23 protein-coding genes are annotated in these 22289 nt (G+C 32.8%); 18 read left to right on the forward strand and 5 right to left on the reverse strand.

All coding sequences use genetic code 11. The features are described 5' to 3' along the window. Positions 1 to 15: 15 nt before the first annotated feature. On the reverse strand, positions 16 to 486 hold the full coding sequence (locus tag MHH59_RS09925) for a GNAT family N-acetyltransferase (protein WP_002031458.1): 471 nt from the start codon (positions 484 to 486) through the stop codon (positions 16 to 18). A gap of 138 nt (positions 487 to 624) precedes the next feature. After that, entirely contained in the window at positions 625 to 1575 is a 951-nt protein-coding gene (locus MHH59_RS09930) for a metal ABC transporter substrate-binding protein (protein ID WP_002126988.1), read from the reverse strand. A 197-nt stretch (positions 1576 to 1772) separates the two neighbouring features. Between MHH59_RS09930 and MHH59_RS09935 the strand changes: the two genes are divergently transcribed. Together MHH59_RS09935 and MHH59_RS09940 are read left to right on the forward strand one after the other, a co-directional pair. Beyond that, positions 1773 to 1997, forward strand: coding sequence for a hypothetical protein (locus MHH59_RS09935; RefSeq protein WP_340851167.1), 225 nt, complete (start codon positions 1773 to 1775; stop codon positions 1995 to 1997). A 116-nt stretch (positions 1998 to 2113) separates the two neighbouring features. Then, positions 2114 to 2773, forward strand: coding sequence for an oxidoreductase (locus MHH59_RS09940; protein WP_003188777.1), 660 nt, complete (start codon positions 2114 to 2116; stop codon positions 2771 to 2773). Between the two features lie 152 nt (positions 2774 to 2925). Here the strand turns inward: MHH59_RS09940 and MHH59_RS09945 are convergent, their stop codons facing one another. Then, positions 2926 to 3276 carry a hypothetical protein gene (locus MHH59_RS09945; protein ID WP_002064983.1) on the reverse strand — a complete coding sequence of 117 codons (351 nt, stop codon included), beginning with the start codon at positions 3274 to 3276 and terminating at the stop codon, positions 2926 to 2928. 245 nt (positions 3277 to 3521) lie between these two features. Here MHH59_RS09945 and MHH59_RS09950 point away from each other — a divergent pair, with 245 nt between their 5' ends. From MHH59_RS09950 to MHH59_RS09970, 5 genes are all read left to right on the forward strand, one after another. Continuing rightward, entirely contained in the window at positions 3522 to 4244 is a 723-nt protein-coding gene (locus MHH59_RS09950) for an MFS transporter (RefSeq protein WP_231348501.1), read from the forward strand. Positions 4245 to 4796: 552 nt separating this feature from the next. Continuing rightward, positions 4797 to 5564, forward strand: a complete 768-nt coding sequence (locus MHH59_RS09955) for an ABC transporter ATP-binding protein (RefSeq protein ID WP_001244390.1) — start codon at positions 4797 to 4799, stop codon at positions 5562 to 5564. After that, on the forward strand, positions 5554 to 7536 hold the full coding sequence (locus MHH59_RS09960; RefSeq protein ID WP_033730279.1) for an FtsX-like permease family protein: 1983 nt from the start codon (positions 5554 to 5556) through the stop codon (positions 7534 to 7536). Before MHH59_RS09955 ends, MHH59_RS09960 begins: the two co-directional genes overlap by 11 nt. Before the next feature lie 81 nt (positions 7537 to 7617). Further along, the gene (locus MHH59_RS09965) at positions 7618 to 8289 is read left to right on the forward strand and encodes a response regulator transcription factor (protein WP_000720526.1); all 672 of its coding nucleotides are present in this window, start codon (positions 7618 to 7620) and stop codon (positions 8287 to 8289) included. Next, positions 8286 to 9308 (forward strand): sensor histidine kinase, encoded by a 1023-nt coding sequence (locus MHH59_RS09970; RefSeq protein WP_016126795.1) that lies wholly within the window; start codon positions 8286 to 8288, stop codon positions 9306 to 9308. Before MHH59_RS09965 ends, MHH59_RS09970 begins: the two co-directional genes overlap by 4 nt. A gap of 817 nt (positions 9309 to 10125) precedes the next feature. Here MHH59_RS09970 and namA read toward each other — a convergent pair. Continuing rightward, a complete protein-coding gene (gene namA, locus MHH59_RS09975; RefSeq protein ID WP_088005267.1) occupies positions 10126 to 11163 on the reverse strand; it encodes an NADPH dehydrogenase NamA in 1038 nt (345 codons plus the stop codon). 133 nt (positions 11164 to 11296) lie between these two features. Between namA and MHH59_RS09980 the strand changes: the two genes are divergently transcribed. From MHH59_RS09980 to MHH59_RS10005, 6 genes are all read left to right on the forward strand, one after another. Next, positions 11297 to 11749: a methylated-DNA--[protein]-cysteine S-methyltransferase gene (locus MHH59_RS09980; RefSeq protein WP_002031467.1), complete on the forward strand. Its 453-nt coding sequence runs from the start codon at positions 11297 to 11299 to the stop codon at positions 11747 to 11749. Positions 11750 to 11774: 25 nt separating this feature from the next. Then, positions 11775 to 12773 (forward strand): DUF2628 domain-containing protein, encoded by a 999-nt coding sequence (locus MHH59_RS09985; RefSeq protein WP_340851171.1) that lies wholly within the window; start codon positions 11775 to 11777, stop codon positions 12771 to 12773. A 71-nt stretch (positions 12774 to 12844) separates the two neighbouring features. Continuing rightward, a complete protein-coding gene (locus MHH59_RS09990; RefSeq protein WP_078178630.1) occupies positions 12845 to 14506 on the forward strand; it encodes a peptide ABC transporter substrate-binding protein in 1662 nt (553 codons plus the stop codon). Between the two features lie 58 nt (positions 14507 to 14564). Then, a complete protein-coding gene (gene fosB, locus MHH59_RS09995) occupies positions 14565 to 14981 on the forward strand; it encodes a FosBx1 family fosfomycin resistance bacillithiol transferase (protein ID WP_078178629.1) in 417 nt (138 codons plus the stop codon). Between the two features lie 12 nt (positions 14982 to 14993). Beyond that, positions 14994 to 15539: a short-chain dehydrogenase gene (locus MHH59_RS10000; RefSeq protein WP_002031473.1), complete on the forward strand. Its 546-nt coding sequence runs from the start codon at positions 14994 to 14996 to the stop codon at positions 15537 to 15539. Positions 15540 to 15552: 13 nt separating this feature from the next. Next, positions 15553 to 16164, forward strand: a complete 612-nt coding sequence (locus MHH59_RS10005; RefSeq protein ID WP_002012438.1) for a phosphoserine phosphatase 1 — start codon at positions 15553 to 15555, stop codon at positions 16162 to 16164. Between the two features lie 46 nt (positions 16165 to 16210). Here the strand turns inward: MHH59_RS10005 and exsB are convergent, their stop codons facing one another. Beyond that, complete coding sequence (gene exsB / locus MHH59_RS10010; protein WP_078178628.1) at positions 16211 to 16825, reverse strand: exosporium protein ExsB; 615 nt, start codon at positions 16823 to 16825, stop codon at positions 16211 to 16213. A gap of 181 nt (positions 16826 to 17006) precedes the next feature. On the opposite strand from exsB, the gene cotH reads away from it, so the two are divergent. From cotH to MHH59_RS10035, 5 genes are all read left to right on the forward strand, one after another. Beyond that, positions 17007 to 18083 (forward strand): spore coat protein CotH, encoded by a 1077-nt coding sequence (cotH, locus tag MHH59_RS10015; protein ID WP_016126799.1) that lies wholly within the window; start codon positions 17007 to 17009, stop codon positions 18081 to 18083. A 105-nt stretch (positions 18084 to 18188) separates the two neighbouring features. Continuing rightward, entirely contained in the window at positions 18189 to 18806 is a 618-nt protein-coding gene (locus tag MHH59_RS10020; protein WP_002031477.1) for an NUDIX hydrolase N-terminal domain-containing protein, read from the forward strand. A gap of 104 nt (positions 18807 to 18910) precedes the next feature. Then, positions 18911 to 19513 (forward strand): DedA family protein, encoded by a 603-nt coding sequence (locus MHH59_RS10025; protein ID WP_088005121.1) that lies wholly within the window; start codon positions 18911 to 18913, stop codon positions 19511 to 19513. Positions 19514 to 19609: 96 nt separating this feature from the next. Next, positions 19610 to 20989 (forward strand): putative polysaccharide biosynthesis protein, encoded by a 1380-nt coding sequence (locus MHH59_RS10030; RefSeq protein WP_340851176.1) that lies wholly within the window; start codon positions 19610 to 19612, stop codon positions 20987 to 20989. Positions 20990 to 21175: 186 nt separating this feature from the next. Beyond that, on the forward strand, positions 21176 to 22117 hold the full coding sequence (locus MHH59_RS10035) for a magnesium transporter CorA family protein (RefSeq protein ID WP_000932386.1): 942 nt from the start codon (positions 21176 to 21178) through the stop codon (positions 22115 to 22117). Positions 22118 to 22289: the final 172 nt, after the last annotated feature.

The following is a 22289-nucleotide window of genomic DNA, read 5'->3' on the forward strand; positions in this document are numbered from 1 at the left end:
ATAAAAAGCCTGTTTTCACAGGCTTGTATTTTCATCTATTAGTAATTCCATTACAACACCTACAACTGGGCCTTCGTCATCAATATCACCATTTAAACGGAAGCCAAATGATTCATATAGTCCCATTGCGAGTTTGTTGTCAGGATGTAAACTTAAATAAATTATTTTACATTCAAATTTTTCTTGTAAGAATTGAATGAGTATGCGAAGGAAACGTTTTGCGTATCCTTTTCCTTGATATTGTTGATCAATCATAAAGCGATCTAACCAGACACTTTTACGTTTTTCCCAATACCATCCATACATTGCATACCCTACAAGTGTTTCTCCATCATATAAACCTACTGACGTTCCGTTTCCTTCAAATAATGATTCTGCTAAAGAAAACGCATTGCTTTCAATAAATTGCTGCTGGTCTTTTGCGACGTTTAAAGCAGCTACTGAACGCCAATTTTTTGCTGTTACTTCACTAATGTGAAGAGTCATAATTCCAACTCACCTTCTAGATTAATATAGCTTAAAAGCTAATATGGATAATTTTACTTGTTATTTTGGTCAAGTCAAGGATAAATACATAAAAAGGCAGCTGAATGACATATTCAGCTGCCTAGAAAATATAGTTGATTAGTTTGTTGCTTCTTTTAAAGTATTTACGTTTTCTTCCATTAATGTGAAGTAATCTTTATTGTTCTTTGCATCATCCTCAGAAATAGTAGCAAGGTGATTTAAGCGTAAAATTTTTGTACCTGTTTCTTTTTGAATAACTGATGCTACTTTTGGAGTAGAGAATGTTTCAAATAAAATATATTGTAGACCGTGCTCTTTTACTGTTTTTGTAATGTCAGCAAGCTGTTTTTGAGATGGTTCATCAGATGCTGAAATTCCAGCGATTGGAATTTGTTTCAAACCGTATCGTTGTTCCCAGTAGCCGTAAGCTGCGTGTGAAACTAATATTTCTTTCGTTTTTGCATTTGCAACAACTGCTTTAAATTGATCATCTAAATCAGTGAATTTTGTTTGTAGTGCTGCAAAGTTTTTTTCGAACTCTTTTTTATGTTCAGGCTGTAATTCTACAAGTGCATTTTTAATTTTTTCTGCTTGTTTCATCGCAAGAGTAGGATCTATCCAAACGTGTGGGTCTTTATCGTGATGATGTTCATCTTCTTTATGACCGTCTCCATGATCGTGCTGCTCTTCTTCAGATGAAGCACGAAGTTCGATATCTTTAGATGCATTTACAATTTTTACGTTTTCTTTTTTTAATGATTTTTCCATTTTTTCGGCAAATGGTTCTAATTCTGCGCCGTTATAAACAAATAAATCGGCTTTCGCCACTTGTACAGTCTGCTTTTGACTTGGTTCAAATGTATGAGAATCCGCACCAGGTGGGTAAATTGTTTCTACATTTACATAATCACCACCGATTTTTTTTGCAAAGTCAGCGAGTGGGAAAATGGTTGTATAAACAGAAAGTTTCCCATCTTTTTTTGCTGCACCTTCTTTGTTGTTAGAACATCCAGCAAAGATGAGTGTGAAAATAAGTATAAATGAAAATAGAGCTAATTTTTTAGGCATATAATTCTCCTCTTTTCTTTTTTACAATTATATTTTCTCCAAATATAAGAAGAAAATATCGTTTTAATACAAAACGGAATAATTACGTTTTAGTTTGCGAACCTAGTATAATACATCTTTATGAAAGTTGCAATAAATAATAATCATTACGATTTGATTTTGTAATAAATCTGTCAAAAAGAAAGGTATTAATTTTTATGATTGGTGCATATGTGACAATGTTACTTTCATATATTGGGAGGGAGCAGAAAAAAGGGGATGAGCGCTTGGGTTACTTCATGGAAGCTATCTTATTAATACTTGCGGTTGTTTTGCCATTATCTTTTGTTTTAATTTTTTTAAGAAGACTAATAAGTAATTTAGGGGATGCTACAACAATTACAAAATTGCCAGTGGAAGAAAAAGAAGAGAAAAAAGAGTAAGTAAAGCACTATGCATACGCATAGTGCTTTACTTATGGTAAAATGGGAGAACGGAAACTCCTGTTAGCGACGATTAGCTATAGGAGAGAATAGTAAATAAAGAGGTATACACATATATGAATAAGCGAACAGCGTTAGTACTTGGCGCAAGTGGGTTAGTTGGACAAGAAATAACGCGACTATTACTTGACTCAGATTACTACGATTCGGTTACTATTTTTGTAAGGGAACCATTACAATTACAGCATGAGAAATTGCAACAGAAACAGGTGGATTTTTCAGTATTAGAGGAATACAAAGAATTTTTTGCAGTAGATGATGTTTTTAGTTGCTTAGGAACAACGATAAAAAAAGCGAAGTCGAAGTCGAATTTTAAAAAAGTAGATTATGAATATACATTACGAGCAGCCTGCTTAGCTGAAAAACAAGGCGTGCAAAATTTTCTTGTTATTTCATCAATGGGAGCAAAACCTAAATCATTTTTCTTTTACTCGCAAGTGAAGGGGAAAATGGAAGAGGAGCTGAAAAAGCTAGTTATTGGTGGCATACATATTTTCAGGCCGTCATTATTAGTTGGAAATCGACAAGAATATCGTTTTGGGGAAAGAATGGCTGAGAAATTATCTCGTATTCTTCCGTTTATATTTAAAGGGGCTTTTAAAAAGTATAAACCAATTTCAGCTAAAGATGTGGCGAAAGGAATGTATATAACAGCGCTACGTGAAGAATCTGGTATTCATATTTATAATTCAAATGAAATTACAACGATAGAATAAATAAAACCGAGAAGAATGACTTTTACTGAAAGACAAAGGAAATAGAGTTTTAGGCTTGGATTAACAGTAAATACACGTTGTTTAACACTTATACTAAAATGAAAGAGGAGTGGGGAATCCACTCCTTTTATCACGACAATTTTATTCCACTTTTATCCCTCATACGTCTCAAATAACCTTTTCAAATACGCCTGATTTCCTTTCGCGATATACTGCTCAGTTTCTATTAAACGCGTTGCTAATTCGGACTTCGTTAGACGCATATACTGTCTGTAAACATTCTTTAAATTCCTGTCAGACTTTAATTGTTCAAACTCGTGAAAAGCATGTTTTTCATTTTGTCGATAGGGAAGGTGCTTTTCGATCTCTTTTTGTTTTTTCTTATAACTCTTACTCTTTTCTTTATAATACGCATAGATTTTTTCATGATTTCTTATAGTATTAAAATGAATCCCTTGGCCTTGTTCATCGAGTTCTTTTGTCTTTTTAGATACATTGTGCAAGGTAACTTCTTTGCCCTCCGCAAGAAGGGCGTCTATTGCTTTTTTACCTAGTTCGAAGGAGGTAATCCTTCGTTTTTCGTAATCACACTCTAAACCATTTTTATGGTTTTTTTTATTTTCATTACTTCCAAATTAAAACCTTTTTCCCCGTAAAATCCCTTCGTTTTTTCTGCCCATTCTAGATAGTTTAGTAATTCATGCTTTTGTTCTGGTTCGGGTATTTTAGTGCTACGGGTAAAGAAGGCTTGGATTCCACAGTAGTTATTGTTAGTTTAATTGCAGGGGTTTTAGGAATTGCAGCTTTTGTCATTCGTCAAAACTTCTTAGAAAAACCAATTTTAAACTTTAAGATCTTCCTAAACCCTAAATATACATTATCTATTTTCGTGCTAATTACAACTATCTTTGCAATGTATTCGGTGATGATTTCTGTACCGTTATTTTTGCAGAACATTCAAGGCATGACAGCATTAAAATCAGGATTAATTATGCTTCCAGGTGCGATGATTATGGGATTATTAGCACCAATTAACGGTAAGTTATTTGATTGTTTTGGAATTCGTCCACTTATCCTAATCGGTTTTCCTTTAATGATTGTGGCATCTGTAATTTTAGGGAATCTAGGACTAGAAACCGCTTCGTGGGTTATTTGTTTAACGTATGCTATTCGTTTAATTGGCGTGGGGATGGTTCAAATGTCTCTTCAAACAAATGCACTCAATGCATTAAAGCAAGAAGAAGTATCACATGGTACTGCGATGAACAGTACGTTAGGGCAAACAGTTGGAGCAATAACTTCAAGTCTTATTGTCACGTTGATATCGAATCGTACACAGTTTCATGGTACAGAAATGTTAAAAGAACATAAATCTGAGATGATCGGAATGTCAGCTGATGCGATTCAAAAGCTGAAAAAAACAATTTCAATAGATGCCTTTATTGCTGGGAACAATGACACTTTCTTATAATCAATTGTGGTTGCGGTAATTGGTTTAGGATTGGGATTATGCTTAAAAAGCAAAAAAAGATGGGGGTTTCTAAATAAAATTTGAACTTTAAGATTAGGTTAGATTAGAAATGGATAATTGGTCCTTTGATCTAAAATGTTTTTTTGGGAGAAAATTAATGATATTTTATTATTAGTAAAGTTCTTTCTCTAATATGGTTGTAAAACGTAGATAAAGTATGTTTAATCAATATTTGGAATGAAAACTCTAGATTTTCTATGTAACATAGAAAATTTAGAGTTTTTTATTACCTATAATTACATAAGTCTTATCGTTTTTGCACCAGAACCGATACCCCTACATTTATCTGCCTCTTTGGTAAGGCATCGAATAATCCTTACTTATACCATCGCGATTTCTGATAACTTACATGTAGAGGTATCACTCAATATAACAAAAATGTAATGTTAATGAAATGTAATTCCATCGATACTATAAATGAAATTATATAAAATGAATTACATAAATGAATGAGAGTTAAAGAATTTTTATAATGAAAAAGGAGAAGTATTAATGCGAAATATATTAAATGTAGAAAAAATTGAAAAATATTATGGTAATAAAGATAATGTAACAAAGGCTATAGATAATATTAGTTTTAAGGTAGATGAGGGAGAATTTGTTGGGATAATGGGGCCTTCAGGAAGTGGCAAAACTACATTACTTAACTGTATATCAACTATTGATAATGTTACTACGGGAAAAATAATGATAAATAATAGTGACATTACTCGGTTAAAATCAAAGTCACTAGATAAGTTTAGAAAAAATGAATTAGGGTTTATATTTCAGGACTTTAATTTATTAGATACCCTTACTGCTTATGAAAATATTGCCCTAGCGTTAACAATAAAAGGTGAGAAAAGTTCAAAAATTGATGGGAAAATACAAGCAGTTGCAAAATATTTAGACATTGAACAAGTATTAAGCAAATACCCTTATCAAATGTCAGGCGGACAAAAACAAAGGGTTGGTTCGGCAAGAGCTATCGTAACAGATCCATCTTTAGTACTTGCAGATGAACCAACAGGATCGTTAGATTCTAAATCAGCTAGATTATTACTCGAAAGATTTGAAAGTCTAAATAAGGATTTAAAAGCTACAATACTTATGGTTACTCATGATGCATTTACAGCAAGCTATGCTCGTAGAATTCTTTTTATTAAAGATGGAAAAATATTTATCGAGTTGGTAAGAGGGAATGATTCCAGAAAAGAATTCTTTACTAAAATTATCGAAGTTATAACCCTTCTTGGAGGTGACGATAATAATGTACTCTAAGATTGCTATTGGGAATGTAAAGAAAAGTTTTAAAGATTATGCAATATATTTCTTAACACTAACACTGGCTGTTTGTATATTTTATAGCTTTAACTCAATAGAATCACAAAAGGCACTTATGGAAATTAACGCTTCAGATAGAAAGTATGTGCCTACAGTAATGAACGCTATCTCAAATGTGTCAGTATTTGTATCCGTAATATTAGGTGGTTTAATATTGTATGCAAATAATTTCTTAATTAAAAAACGTAAAAAAGAATTAGGAATATACATGACTTTAGGTATGGGAAGAAGAAACATATCCAGAATATTAGTAACAGAGACATTTCTAGTTGGCGTTATATCTTTAGTGAGTGGACTTATAATAGGTATTGGAGTATCGCAGGGGTTATCTACATTTGCATTAAAGCTATTTGACTTGCCCATCAATAAATATAAATTTGCAATTTCAACAGGTGCTATAGGTAAAAGCGTATTATACTTTGGAATCATGTTTTTACTTGTTATGTTATTTAATGTATATGTTGTTTCTAAATACAAAATAATTGATTTGTTAACAGCAGGTAGAAAAAGCGAAGATGTAAAATTTAGAAATCCTCTTATCTATGTAATCACATTTATTATGTGTGTAGCATCACTTGGATATGCATATGTGACTGTACTAAAAATCGGATTGAATTTTACTAATCCTATGCTCGTGGTATCAATCATTCTTGGCATATTAGGTACATTGCTGTTTTTCTTTAGTTTATCTGGATTTATATTATATGTTGTAAAGAAGAATAAAAAAGTCTATTTTAAAGGTTTAAATATATTTATCATCAAACAAATAAATAGTAAGGTTAATACAAATTTTATATCCATGTCTGTAATCTGTTTAATGTTATTCCTTACAATGGTGGCTTTATCTACAGGAATCAGCTTTAACAGAATGATGGACGCCACAACGAAAGAAATAACACCATTTGATGCCAGTATTACGTTGGAGAATAAGGATGAAAGTTACACTATAGAAGAAGTATTAAATAAAGCTAATTTTAAAATAAGTAATAACGAAAAATATGTATCTTATAATGTATATCGAACAGGGATGGAAGTGGTGGACTTTGTACCAGAAGGTAAAGATTATAATAACGATATAGATTTCATTAAAGTATCTGATTATAATAAAATTTTAAATCTTAAAGGTGAAAAGGAAATCACTTTAAATAACAATGAAATTTTACTTTTATCAAATGAAAGCCGGTTGGCTAATTCGACAAATGAAAGATTAAAAAATAGCAATAAGGTGAATATTAAAGAAAAAGAATATTTGGTAAAAAACGCTAAAGTTATACAAGAGAATCTTTACACTTATGATGTGCGAACTAATTACTTCACAATCGTTATAAATGATGAGTTTTTATCAGGCTACAAAATTACTGAATCCGTACTTAATGTAAATTATTTAGATGGAAATAGAGAAGAATATAATAAAAAATATGATAACGTTGCACGGGGCTTTTATGACGAAAATGGCCCGAAATTAAATATTAATCGTATAGCAGGCAAATCAAAGGATGAAGTTTGTGCAGGAAGTAAGGGATTGAAAACTATCGTACTGTTTATTGGGATATATATAGGTATTGTATTTTTAATAACGAGTATGGCTGTATTAGCTCTTCAACAATTATCAGAAGCCAGTGATAGCATAGATCGATATAAATCTTTGAAGAGAATTGGTTCAAACGGAACAATGATCGACAAAACGATTTTCATTCAAACTTTCGTATACTTTAGTCTTCCAGTTTTTCTTGCCATAATTCATTCTATAGTTGGAATTTATGTAGTCAATTATTATATTAACAGATTTCAACAAACAGACATTATTTTACCAGCATTGATGACGGGCTTAGTATTTCTTGTAGTTTATGTAGTATATTTCTACACGACATATGTCGGTTATAAAAATATTGTAAAAAGTAATACTTGATTTTATAATGCTTATTAGGGCTATTACACTTTGTTTCTCAAGATGTAATAGCCTTATATTCTGTATAGGGAGGGAAAAGTCATGAAAAAAATCATTCTGATTGAAGATGATGAAATCATCAGAGAAGAATTACAACATTTTTTTATAAAGTATGGATATGAAGTAAAGGCTCCCACAGATTTTAATCATATTATCAAACATATAGAAAGTGAGAATGTAGACCTTATATTACTAGACATAAATCTTCCTGTGTTCGATGGCTATTATATATGCAGAGAAATACGTAAAACTTCAGATGTTCCAATCATCATGGTTACAAGCAGAGATAGTGATGTAGATGAACTAATAAGTATGAATTTAGGAGCAGATGATTTTATAACAAAGCCTTATAATACAGAAATACTATTAGCAAGAGTAACAAACATTTTAAGAAGGACATCTGGAGATTTAAAGACGAATCATATCTTAATTTATAGAGATTTTAATTTAAATCTCTCAAATGCAACAGTTACTTATCAAGACAAGTCTGTAGAGTTAACTAAAAATGAAGTTAAAATACTCTCATGCTTAATAAATAATCGCGGATATATTGTAAAAAGAGATTCACTCATAGAAACCTTATGGAAATCTGATTATTTTGTGGATGATAGCACCTTAACTGTTAATATAAATAGATTAAGAAAAAAGCTTGAAGAGATAGGTATAGAAAATCCAATTGCAACAAGAAGAAGCTTAGGGTATATAATGCCATGAATATAGGTGAATTTATTAAAGATAAAATGGTAGTAATACTATCTAATGTACTGGTATTTATTATACTAGCAGGTATATTGCTGACTGTGAATGTTCAGTTCATTATAATATTTTTTGTCTTTTGTATTTGGTTTTTTCCATTGATTATATATATGGCTATAGAATTTATAAAATGTAAAAATTATTATAATGAGATTAATGGCATATTAGAAAACTTGGAGAAAAAATACCTACTTCCAGAGGTAGTAAAGGAATCAAACTTTATACATGGGGAAAAGCTTAACGCTATACTGAAAGAAGTAAGTAGAGATATGCATGAAAATGTAAAATATTATAGCGATATGCAATCGGATTATAGGGAATATATAGAAACATGGGTACATGAAATTAAGACGCCGATAGCTTCTACAAAGCTAATAATTGAAAATAATCAAAATGAAGTAACTAATAAAATAGACTCACAATTGGATCGAATCGAAGGGTTTGTAGAACAGGTGCTGTATTATTCTCGAAGCAATAATGTCGGTAAGGACTATATTATAAAACCAATCAACCTTGATGATGTAGTAAGAACTGTAATTAAAAGAAATTATAGAGATTTTATTCATAAGAGAATAAAATTAGATATGAAAAATATTAATGAAATCGTATATAGTGATAAAAAATGGGTTGAATTTATTGTTAATCAAATATTAGGAAATTCCATAAAGTACTCAAATAACAAGGAACAAATGATACGTATATACTCAATTAAGAAAGCTAACTCAGTAATACTAACTATAGAGGATAATGGAGTAGGGATAATAACTAAAGATATAAATAGAGTTTTTGAAAAAGGATTTACTGGAGAGAATGGAAGGAGATTTAGCAAAAGTACAGGAATGGGTTTGTACCTATGCGAAAAACTGTGCTCAAAATTAGGAATGAAAATTGGCATTGAATCTGAAGTGAATAAAGGAACTAGAGTTACATTAATATTTCCGTTGTCAGGTATGGTAACTTTTGAGCCTTGTTTATAAAAGCGATGCTGCCATCTTTCCACGAATTTAGTATGAAACTTATAAATAAATTTAAAACGGTATGAAAAGAGTAGAAATTCTCTTCATACCGTTTGTATTATTTAGCCATTTAACATATTGGTATATTTAATTGTGAATCGGATGGATGTTAATCTGGATTAGTCATTACTATTTTTGATGTCCACTAATACTTAACGTAAGATTTGGTTCGGTTGCTACACAGACCTCGTAAGCGAGAAATTGTACACTATATAAAACAGTAAAATAAATATCCGATCCCTTAGCGTACAAGGAATTGGATATTTTGTGTCTAAATTGTGTCCAAACGTATATTGCAATTAAAGCAAGTATGAATAATTTCAAGTGTTGTTTTATTATGTATTAATTTCAATTTTTTAAGGTCTAATTTAATCAAACTTTATTTTTAAGCTACAACGGTTGCGTTACTTGAAGGGAAATAACCTAAGTTGTTTCTATTTCTCTATTTTATTATTCCACTATAAAGCGCTTTTCTTTAATAAGGTGGCATCTTTTTACATGGATAACACTTTTAAGAGATTGAATTTATTTAGGTGAAAAAAATTGTGAAGTATTGTACTTAAAGTAAAGAGGGCAGTTTTAAAAGAAAGGATATAACATATTTGTTGACTTAATGAATGTAGTGATAAATGAATGATAAAAAACATAAAAAATAGGTGTATCAAGCAAAGTGTTGATACACCTTAAAACTACATTGTTAAACAACATGTGTTGTCGTGTAGTATATCTTATATATCTTTAATTATTTTAGATTCAGTATTACATATTCTTCTCGGTTTTATTTATTAGTTTTAATTTTCCCGGGTGCTCGCCCGTATTGATATGGTTCTTTTAATTCAAAGCCAAGTTCATTGGCGGCTATTCTTGGGAAGTATGGATTACGAAGTAACTCGCGTCCGATAAAAATTAAATCTGCTTCGCTATTATTTAAAATTTGCTCCGCTTGTAATCCAGTCGTAATTAATCCAACTGCACCTGTTGCAATGTTAGCATTCTCTTTAATGTGTTTGGCATATTGCACTTGATAACCTGGATATACATCAATATGAGCTGGGACAACTGCACCAGAGCTACAATCGATTAAATCTACCCCTTGTTCTTTCATCCATCCTGTATACTGCACATAATCTTGAACTGTTAACCCGTCAGGATGATAATCATTTGCTGAAATACGAACAAATAACGGTCCGTTCCAAACTTCATTTACAGAGTCAATGATTTCGCGTAAGAAACGATAGCGATTTTCAGGTGAACCCCCGTATTCATCAGTCCGCTTATTTGCAAGCGGAGAAAGAAATTCATTAATAAGATAACCGTGAGCACCATGTAATTCAATAACGTCAAATCCCGCTTGTTTTGAACGTAACGCAGCTTTTTGAAAAGCTAATACGGTGTCTTTAATTTGTTGCTTACTCATTTCCACGGGTATTTTCATTCCATCGTTAAACGGAATTGCTGAAGGAGCTAAAGCGTCCGTTTCTAATTCAGCCTTTCTTCCGGCATGAGCGAGTTGAATGGCAGCTTTTGCGCCGTTATCATGTATAAATGCTGTCGTCTTATGTAAGCCTTCAATTAGATTATCATCCCAAATGCCTAAGTCTTTGTTAGAAATACGTCCTTCAGGTAACACAGCTGTTGCTTCAATCATAACTAAGCCTACTTGGCCAGCAGCCCTGGTTCCATAATGAATGAGATGAAAATTGGTTACTCGGCCATCCTCATTCTCTGATGAATACATACACATAGGCGACATAACGATACGGTTTTTTAGCGTAACGTCCTTAATTGTATAAGGTGAAAAAAGTTGAAGCTCCATCAAATATCCCCCTTGATTGAATTTTCTTACATTGTATCATCCTCTTTTTTGTTTCCCTAATAAAACGCTTATACGAAAAATTTCGTCTATTCGTGTTACAATGGCTAATATGAATTGAATTGGAGGATGACATATGTATCAGGCTTATTATGAAAGTGAATTAGGTTTGCTGGAAATTACAGCGAATACGAAAGGGATTACGTCTGTTATATTTGTTGAAGAAAGAAAAGAAGAACATAAAAATGAACTTGTTGAACAATGTATAAATGAATTAGATGAATACTTTGAAGGAAAAAGAAAAGAGTTTACAGTTCCATTGTCTGCTGAAGGAACACCATTCCAAAAGAATGTATGGGAAGCACTTTACACCGTACCATATGGCGTAAGTGCTTCATATTTAGATATTGCAGATAAGGTTGGGAATACGAAAGCTGTACGAGCGATAGGAGGGGCAAATAGCCGGAATCCAATTTCAATTATCGTTCCATGTCATCGTGTAATAGGAAAGAGTGGAAAACTTGTTGGGTATGCAGGTGGTTTATGGAGGAAAGAGTGGTTATTGAAGCATGAAGGCATATTAAAATGAAGTATGGATGGAAAGAGGGATTGTTTTGAAATGTATAAATTGTGGGCGACCTTGTATTAATGATCAGTTGAATTGTGCAAATTGTCAACGGAACTTGCATAATAAACAAGGTGAAGAAAGCTCGCTAATAGACAAAGAATTAGAAGTATATGTAGGGAGACAATATCCATATTACAAAAGAAAATGGGAGCTTGAGAATAAGCGAATTGCTAGGTGGAGCTGGAATGGTTTGGCTGCTATTTTCAATGTAGGTTGGCTTGGATATCGTAAGTATTATTTACCTGCTGCTTTATTTATACTGTTATTAGTAGCATGTGATGCATTTTCTTATTATATGGGGTTCAACGTAGCGTTGCCAATCATTAATATGGTGCCTCTTACGTTTTTATTACTCATTTTCATTCTATTTGGGATGGGGATTTTTGCAAATGGATTATATTATCAATTTGCAGAAAGGCGTATATATCGAATAAAAGCACGGGGAATTAAAGATGAATTGGTTGAAAATTATCTGATCCATGATAGTGGTGGAACGAGTAAAATGGGAGCAACAATCGTTACTATTTTAGCAGTTGCTAGTATTTTTTTCAGTCATTTCTTTTTTCCGACTGATCGAGATATTATACAAAAAGTACGTACAAGTTCGCTTTATGAATACCCGTTCTTTTCGATTGGTGAATCGTTTGAAAGCTATTTTCAAAATTCAGGGTGGATATATTATCGTGGTTCGGAAGGTATGGAATTAGTAGAATTTCAAGGATACAGCCCAGGGATGCCAAGACAAAAAGTTACAATTCAATTTATTGTTGATTATAAATTGAGTGAAATTGAGCCATATTCCCTTACGATTAACGGTGAATCTAAAAATGAAGAAGAGTTTTTGAAGATAATGGAGGAAATATTTAAAGTTCAAAATCCATTTGATATAGAGGATGGCTTACAAGTAAATGCTATTCAACAAAGCGGAGGGAAAGCAATTTCTGACCGCTTTTTTTCTTTTTATGAAAATAAATATTTAAAATAATCAGAATTTTTTGTATAATAAAATATATTATACAAGTTTTAACTTATACATATAGATTGGGGGAAGGAAGAATGAAGAGAAAGACAACAACAATTGCTGCACTTGCGTTATCGACTAGTGTACTGGTTGCGGGATGTGGGAATGGGGAGAAGGCTTCGACAACGAAGAAAGAATCAAGTAAGGGAATGGCAGATAAACAAGTTTTAAATTTGCTAGAAACAGCTGAAATTCCGTCAATGGATACATCTAAATCAACAGATTCTGTATCTTTCCGTGTATTTGTAAATGCAATGGAAGGATTATATCGTCTAGATAAAGATAATAAACCAACTCCAGGTATGGCCAAAGACGTGAAGATTAGTGAAGATAAAAAGACATATACATTTGAATTACGTGATGCAAAATGGTCAAATGGTGATCCAGTTCGAGCACAAGATTTTGTATATGCATGGCAACGTACATTAGATAAAGCAATAGCAGCAGAATATGCATTTATTTTATTTGATGTGAAAAATGCACAGAAAGTAAATAAAGGAGAAGTACCGTCGGATCAATTAGGTGTTAAAGCGAAGGATGATAAAACGTTGGTAGTAGAATTAGAGCAACCAGCACCTTATTTCCTTGAGCTTACTTCGTTCCCTACATTCTTCCCATTAAATGAAAAGTATGTAAAAGGACAAGGGGATAAATACGGATTAGAAGCAGATAAATTATTGTACAATGGACCATTTACAATGAGTGAATGGAAACATGAACAAAGTTACCAGTTAAAGAAAAACCCAAATTATTGGGATAAAGATGCTGTAAAATTACAAGAAATTAATGTGGGTATAGTAAAAGAGACAAGTACTGGGGTAAATTTATATGATAGTGATCAAGCAGACCGTGTCATTTTAAGTTCTGAGTTTGTAGACAAATATAAAAAGAATAAACCAGATGAATTTAAAACGAAGCTAGACCCACGTATGTATTTCCTACGTTTTAATCAAAAAAATGCAACGTTTAAAAATCAAAAGGTTCGTGAGGCGATTGATTTAGCGTACGATAAAAAAGGAATTGCGGATGTAATTTTGAATGATGGATCATTGCCAGCGTATTTCTTAGTACCTGAAAAGTTTACGACAGGACCAGATGGAAAAGACTTCCGTACTGTAAATAAAAATTTCCGTGACAGTAAAGATAATGCTGCGAAAGCAAAAAAACTGTGGGAAGAAGCGAAGAAAGAACTTGGTCAAGATACAATTACAGTAGAATTACTAAATGATGATAACGGTAGTCGTAAAAAAGTGGGCGACTTTATTAAAGAAGAATTAGAGAAAAACTTACCTGGTATTAAAGTGAATTTGAAGCAACAACCATATAAGCAGAAGTTAGATTTAGAAAAGAAATTTGAATATGAATTCTCATTATCTGCATGGAGTCCAGATTATCCAGACCCAATGACATATATTGATATGTTCGTTACTGGAAGCTCATTTAATGAAATGGATTATTCAAATCCGAAGTACGATGATTTAGTAGCAAAATCAAAAGGAGAACTACTAAAAGATGACGCAGCACGCTGGAAAGCACTTGCAGAAGCTGAAAAAATCTTAATTGGTCAAGATACTGCAATCTCTCCTACGTACCAACAAAGTACGGCTTACTTAGAGAAGACGTATGTAAATGGTATCGCTAACCATACGTTTGGTGGAGACTTCAGTTATAAATGGGCATATATTACAAAGAAATAGTATAATAAAAGATGAGCGAATTTTCGCTCATCTTTTATTTGTATAGGAGGAATTAGAGTTGTTAAAGGGAATCAATCATCTTTGTTTTTCAGTGTCCAATTTAGAAAACTCTATTACATTTTACGAGAAAGTATTGGAAGGAGAATTATTAGTCAAGGGGAGAAAACTTGCATATTTTAATATATGTGGAGTATGGATAGCGCTTAATGAAGAAACACATATTCCGAGAAAGGAGATTCATCAATCTTATACGCACCTCGCATTTTCTGTTGAACAAAAAGATTTTGAATGCCTGTTACATCGGTTAGAAGAAAATAATGTTCATATTTTACAAGGAAGAGAACGTAATGTGAGAGATTGTAGGTCTATATATTTTGTTGATCCTGACGGTCACAAGTTCGAGTTTCATTCAGGGACACTGCAAGACCGTCTAAATTATTATAGGGAAGAAAAACCTCATATGACATTTTACTAAGGGGGGAAGAAGTTGCATGCACTTGTAATTGGTGGAACAGGAATGTTAAAGAAAGTTTCTATGTGGCTTTGTGATCAAGGATTTCGTGTGTCTGTTATTGGACGAGATGAAGTGAAATTAGAAAATGTTAAGCAAGCTAGTTCGGCACCAGAAAATATTACATGTCTTCCTTTAGATTATCAAAATGACGATGGTCTAAAGCGATCTATTACAAATACAATTGAACAGAATGGTCCAATTACATTAGTAGTTGCATGGGTACATTCGAGTGCTAAGCATGCATTACGACTCATTTGTAATGAAGTTGAATTGTCATCGGAAAAGTATAGTTTATTTCATATATTAGGTAGTAGTGCATCGCGTACGAAGTCACAAAAAATAGGTGGGACATTATGTAGTTATTATAGAATTATATTAGGGTTTATTTTAGAAGATACATATGCAAGATGGCTTACTCATGAAGAGATTGCTGACGGAGTTATAAAAGGAATTGAAAGTAAATGCACAGAATGGATTGTAGGGAGAGTAGAGCCGTGGGAATCGCGGCCAAAATGGTAAGGGGGCATGTGAAATGAAGACAACGGTATATGTAACAAGGCACGGTGAAACAGAATGGAATGTAGCAGGGCGGATGCAAGGACGGAAAAATTCAGCATTAACAGAGAATGGTATGATACAAGCGAAACAATTAGGGGAGCGTATGAAGGATTTACCACTCCATGCCATATATAGTAGTCCAAGCGAAAGAACGCTTCATACTGCTGAATTGATTAAAGGGGAACGAGATCTTCCAATTATAGAAGATGAACGTTTCTATGAAATAAACATGGGGATATGGGAAGGGCAAACAATTGCTGACTTGGAAATGCAATATCCAGAAGAAGTACATTTATTTTGGAATGAACCACATCTTTTTCAGTCAACATCAGGGGAAAACTTTGCGGCCGTTCATAAAAGAGTAATTGAAGGGATACACTTTCTTTTAGAAAAGCATAAAGGAGAAAATATTTTAATAGTTACTCATGCTGCAGCAGCGAAATTACTCGTAGGGCATTTTGCAGGTTTTGAAATTGAACATGTATGGGAAGAGCCATTTATGCATAGCGCGAGTCTTAGTGTGATTGAATTTGATGAAAACCGTGGTAAAGTAAAACAATTTGCAGATATAAGTCATTTTCAGTAAACGTAAAAAAGGTCGCAAAGCGACCTTTTTTGGTGGACATAAAAAACTAGCAATTACGTTTTTTATACCAGAAGTGATCGAATTTCTTATTTTTGCAAGATGGGAATTTATGTCCGCCTTTGCAATCATTCCATTTGTGCCCGTCATCGTGACAGTCTTTACCATGATCACAATCATCATCGCAAGAGCTACCGTGTCCGTGAGGGAAGAATTCGCATTTTTTACAGAAACTTCGTTTTGTCCAGAAAAATTTCTTTTCAAAGCGTATGCATTTTGTAACGAACGTACAATGTTTTCTGCGAGTACGTTTTGTAACTAAAACGCATTCTTTTCTACGAGTAACTTTTGTAACGAACGTCCATTTTTGAACGCGCACACGAGTGCATTTCGTAACAAACGTCCATTTTTTAACATGAGTACATTTTGTAACGAAAGTACAATGTTTTACGCGAGTACATCTTGTTCTTGGACATTTACGCCCTGTTGTACATTTACGCCCTGTTGTACATTTACGCCCTGTTGTACATTTACACCCTGTTGTACATTTATGGTGAGAGAATTTATCATCATCGCACTCAAAAGTACTTGGATCTTGGTGTAAGAAATCCTCCATACCAGCACTTTTGATTTCTTCAACAGCTTTTCTAATATCACGTTTCATAGAAATCCTCCTTATCGAGTGTTAAATTGAAAAGGTATTCTTTTTCCTTAACATGATATGAGATTCGACTTCTTTCTGAACAGGACAAGAGTGTAATTTTATATAAATAGATGATAGCGGATGTATGGACAAGACAAGGCGCATACATTGAATGAAGAGAACTGAGAAGGGATGAGAAAATATGCTGCCTTCATATGATTTTTTTGTTCATCCAATGTACTTAGTGGAATTGAAAAAGGACATTTGGTCAGATAGTCCAGTGCCAGCAAAATTAACTTATGGAAAAAAGAAGTATGACATTGATATCGTATACCGAGGGGCTCATATTCGCGAATTTGAGAAAAAATCTTATCATGTTATGTTTTATAAACCGAAAAAATTTCAAGGCGCGAAAGAGTTTCATTTGAATTCTGAGTTTATGGATCCGTCTCTCATACGAAATAAATTATCTTTAGATTTTTTTCATGATATTGGTGTACTTTCGCCAAAATCACAACATGTATTTATAAAAATTAATGGTCAAATTCAAGGTGTGTATTTACAGTTAGAATCAGTTGATGAAAACTTTTTGAAAAATAGAGGGCTACCGAGTGGTTCTATTTATTATGCGATAGATGATGATGCGAATTTTTCGTTAATGAGTGAGCGAGATAAAGATGTTAAGACAGAGCTCTTTGCGGGTTATGAATTTAAATATTCGAATAAAAATAGTGAAGAACAACTGAGTGAATTTGTATTTCAAGCGAATACTTTGTCGAGGGAAGATTATGAAAAAGAAATCGGGAAGTTTCTACATGTAGATAAATATTTACGATGGTTAGCTGGAGTTATTTTTACGCAAAACTTTGATGGCTTCGTTCATAACTATGCACTATATCATAACGATGAGACAAATTTATTTGAAGTGATACCATGGGATTATGATGCGACTTGGGGGCGAGATGTACAAGGGAGACCACTTAATCATGAATATATTCGTATTCAAGGTTATAATACGTTAAGTGCAAGATTGTTAGATATACCTGTATTTAGAAAACAATACCGAAGTATTTTAGAAGAAATATTAGAAGAACAATTTACCGTTTCGTTTATGATGCCGAAAGTAGAAGGTTTGTGTGAATCGATTCGTCCATATTTACTACAAGATCTATATATGAAAGGAAAATTAGAAACATTTGATCAAGAAGCTGATATGATTGATGAATATATAAATAAAAGAAGGAAGTATATACAAGACCACTTACATGAATTGGATTAATTTTGAAAGAGATTGGAACATTATCAATCTCTTTTTTTGTATAATAAAGATGTATCGATTTAATTGACGTAATATTTACTTAATAAAGAATGGAGATGTGGAAACATGACGGTCAAGTGGATTGATTGGGTAAAACAAATACAATCTATAGCTCAAGCGGGTTTAACGTATTCTAAGGATGTATATGATATAGAGCGTTTCCAACAATTACGGGACATTTCAGTTTCAATGATGTCACATTACACAAAGACAGATTGGGAAGTAGTAGAGAATTTATTTGCAAGTGAGACAGGCTATCAAACACCTAAAGTTGATATACGGGCAGTTATTTTTCAAAATGAAAAACTATTATTTGTGAAAGAAAAAAGTGATAGGAAATGGGCATTGCCAGGTGGATGGGCTGATGTTGGTTATACGCCAACAGAAGTAGCAGCAAAAGAAGTTTTAGAGGAGACGGGCTATGAAGTAGATGATTTTAAGCTACTCGCTATATTTGATAAAGAAAAACATCAACCATCGCCTTCAGCAACACATGTATATAAAATTTTTATTGGCTGTAAGATTATTGGTGGCGAAAAGAAAACTAGTATTGAAACAGAAGATGTGGAGTTTTTTGATGAGAATGAATTGCCTAATTTATCGATTGCTAGAAATACAGAAGAGCAAATTAAAGAAATGTTTGCCTACATGAAAGAACCTCAAAAAGAAATATTAATAGATTAATAATGCTTATGCCGATGATATTGTTGAAATGAAGATATTGGCAGAATGCAACCTTTATGTAATAATGGGATGGTATGTGAAGAAAAAAGGAGATAGAAAAGAAAATGTTAGCAAACATAATAGATCAGTTATTGCAATTCTTTGCAAGTCTAGGTTACTTTGGAGTAGCACTAGCTTTAATGATTGAAATTATCCCGAGTGAAATTGTACTTTCGTATGCTGGCTTTTTAGTCGCAGATGGTAAAATTAGCTTTGTCGGTGCAGTTATTGCTGGAACAATCGGTGGTACTTTAGCGCAAATCTTTTTATATTGGCTTGGATACTATGGAGGACGTCCAGTTGTAGAGAAATATGGAAAATATCTACTTATTAATAAACACCATTTAGACATAGCAGAAAATTGGTTTAAGCGTTACGGAGCTGGAGTAATATTTTCGGCACGTTTTATCCCAATTGTACGTCATGCAATCTCTATTCCGGCAGGACTAGCTAAGATGCCATTAAAACTTTTCACACTGTATACAGTTGTAGCGATTATTCCATGGTCAATACTATTTATATACTTAGGTGAAAAGCTTGGTGGAAATTGGCGACATATTAAAGAGTATGCATCTGATTACACACATTACATAATTATAGGGGCTGTTCTCTTTGTTGCTCTATACTTCGGTTTAAAGTATTTAAAAAAGAAAAAAGTAGCGCGTTAAAGTCAATGATTTTTCATTGGCTTTTTTTATTGTTTCAGTTCTAAAAAAAAGGAGTTGTCCATAATGTGTAATAATAAAGCGTAGCGGGGGAATGTGATGAAAGGATCACCGTTTTTACGTGGAACGATATTTTTAACGATGGCAACGATGATATCTAAAATGTTAGGGTTTATATATGTTATACCATTTACAGCAATGGTGGGTACGAGTGGGTACGTATTATATACGTATGCATACCGTCCTTATACAATTATGCTTAGTATTGCAACGATGGGATTGCCACTTGCCGTTTCAAAAATGGTTTCAAAATATGATCAACTCAATGATTATCACACTGTTAAGAGAGTGCTAAAGAGTGGTATCGTTTTTATGGTCATTATGGGCGTTATTTCTTGTTTAGCATTATATATGTTAGCACCACATTTAGCTAAACTTGTGATTGATGGAAATGATCAGTCGGGTAATAGTGTGGTAGCTGTCACACACAATATTCAAATTGTAAGTTTTGCGTTAATACTCGTTCCTGTAATGAGCTTGTTACGTGGTTTCTTTCAAGGTTTTCAATCTATGGGACCTTCTGCACTCAGTGTAGTTGTAGAGCAATTTTTTCGGGTCTTAACTATTTTGATAGGAAGCTTTGTCGTTTTATATGTTATAAAAGCTTCTGTTTCGTTGGCAGTTGGTATTTCAACGTTTGGAGCATTTATGGGAGCACTAGGTGGATTAAGTGTTTTAAGTGCGTGTTATATAAGAAGGAGAAAACATTTAAAGAAAAAAGAGATTGCCAGTATACCACAAACGACGAAAACTTTTTTTTCGTTGTATAGAGAACTGTTTACATATTCTATTCCTTTCGTTGTAGTAGGATTAGCGATTCCGTTATATCAGACGATTGATACATTTACAATTAATAAGCTACTTATACAAGTAGGATATATGCAAGGAGAAGCAGAAAAGATTAATGCGATTATTGGCCTTGTTCAGATGGTTGTACTTATCCCGGTTTCTGTTGCAACAGCTTTTAGTATGTCCCTTGTACCTGAGATGACGAAAGCTTATACAGCGGGAAATGAGAAGCTACTGTATAAACACTTTACAAGGACAAATTTATTAGTGGTAGGAATTACCGTACCGGCGGCGATTGGAATGATGATTTTAGCAAAACCAGTGTATACTCTTTTATTTGGTGCTGGAAATGATCCGGAGATGGGCAGTATTATTTTGCAGTACTATGCTCCTGCTTGTATACTATTCTCACTATTTACAGTAACCGCTGCCATGTTACAAGGAATTAATCAACAACAGAAAACAGTGCTAGGATTAGTAATCGGAATAACTGTGAAGATCGTTTTAAATATTGTATTGCTACCGTATTTTGATTATGTAAGTTTTATCATTTCAACATACGCTGGCTATACGATTTCAGTCGGCTTTAACTTGTGGATGCTTTCTAAATATGTTATAAAGGCAACATAAGCTTTTTTAAAGGCAGAGAACACTCTGTCTTTTTCTATGTTTACAAGATTTTTCTTAAAAAAACGTTTTCAAAATAATTTTTCTATTGAAATTTAATCGTTTGTTTCATATGCTGAAAATAGCGGTTCAAAAACTGTTGTTTAAGTGAGGTAGATTCCCACATGTAAAAAGAATCGGGGTGATAGTATGTTAAATATTTATTTAACAGACCGAAACGGAAAACTACAAGAGATTGAGGAAATGCAAAAGGGCTGCTGGATTAATGTACTTCATCCAACAGAAGAAGAAATTCAGTATCTAGTACAAACTTTAAATGTAGACTTAGATTTCATTAAAGACCCTTTGGATGATGAAGAACGCTCTCGTATTGAAAAGGAAGACAATAATACTTTAATTATCGTGGATATTCCGACAGTCAGACATGATGAAGAAGGAAATTCAATTTATGACACGATTCCAATAGGTATGATTGTAATGCCAGATTGTTTTGTTACTATTTGCTTAGAAGAAAATCCAATTTTTGAACGCTTTATTAATCAACGTATTAAAGAATTTTATACGTTTAAAAAGACGCGCTTCGCACTTCAGCTCTTATATACAATTTCTACTTATTATTTAAGATACTTAAAGCAAATTAATCGAAAAACAATCGATTTAGAGCACCAATTAAATAAGTCGATGAAAAATAAAGAAATTTTCACATTGCTCGGCCTTGAAAAAAGTTTAGTTTATTTTACAACATCATTAAAGGCAAATAAAATTGTAATTCAAAAATTAATGCGAAACAGTACATTTTTGAAAATGTATGAAGACGATCAAGATTTACTAGAAGATGTATTAATTGAAAATAAGCAGGCTATTGAAATGGCGGAAATATATAGTCACATTTTAAGTGGAATGATGAATACATTTAGTTCGGTTATTTCTAACAATTTAAATAGTGTTATGAAACTGTTGACTTCTATTACAATCATTTTATCATTACCAACGATGGTTTCTAGTTTCTTTGGAATGAATGTAAAGGTTCCGTTTGAAGGGGAAGCACATGGTTTTGTAATTGTACTTATAATATGTGTAACATTATCTTTCACTTTAGCATTTGTTTTTTGGAAGAAACGTTACTTTTAATGATAGGAAAGCTGCGCTAGCATAGTTATAAAACTGTGCTAGCGCAGCTTTTTTTGCTATGAAATCTCAATTTTGGAACAGAATATAACTTGTGAAATGTAATGTGTATGAAGGTTATGAATTCCATATAACTCTTGTTCAAATAATGAAATGGGGTTAAAATTACATATTG

This window comes from Bacillus sp. FSL E2-0195 (assembly GCF_038003645.1).
Lineage (GTDB): Bacteria > Bacillota > Bacilli > Bacillales > Bacillaceae_G > Bacillus_A > Bacillus_A mycoides.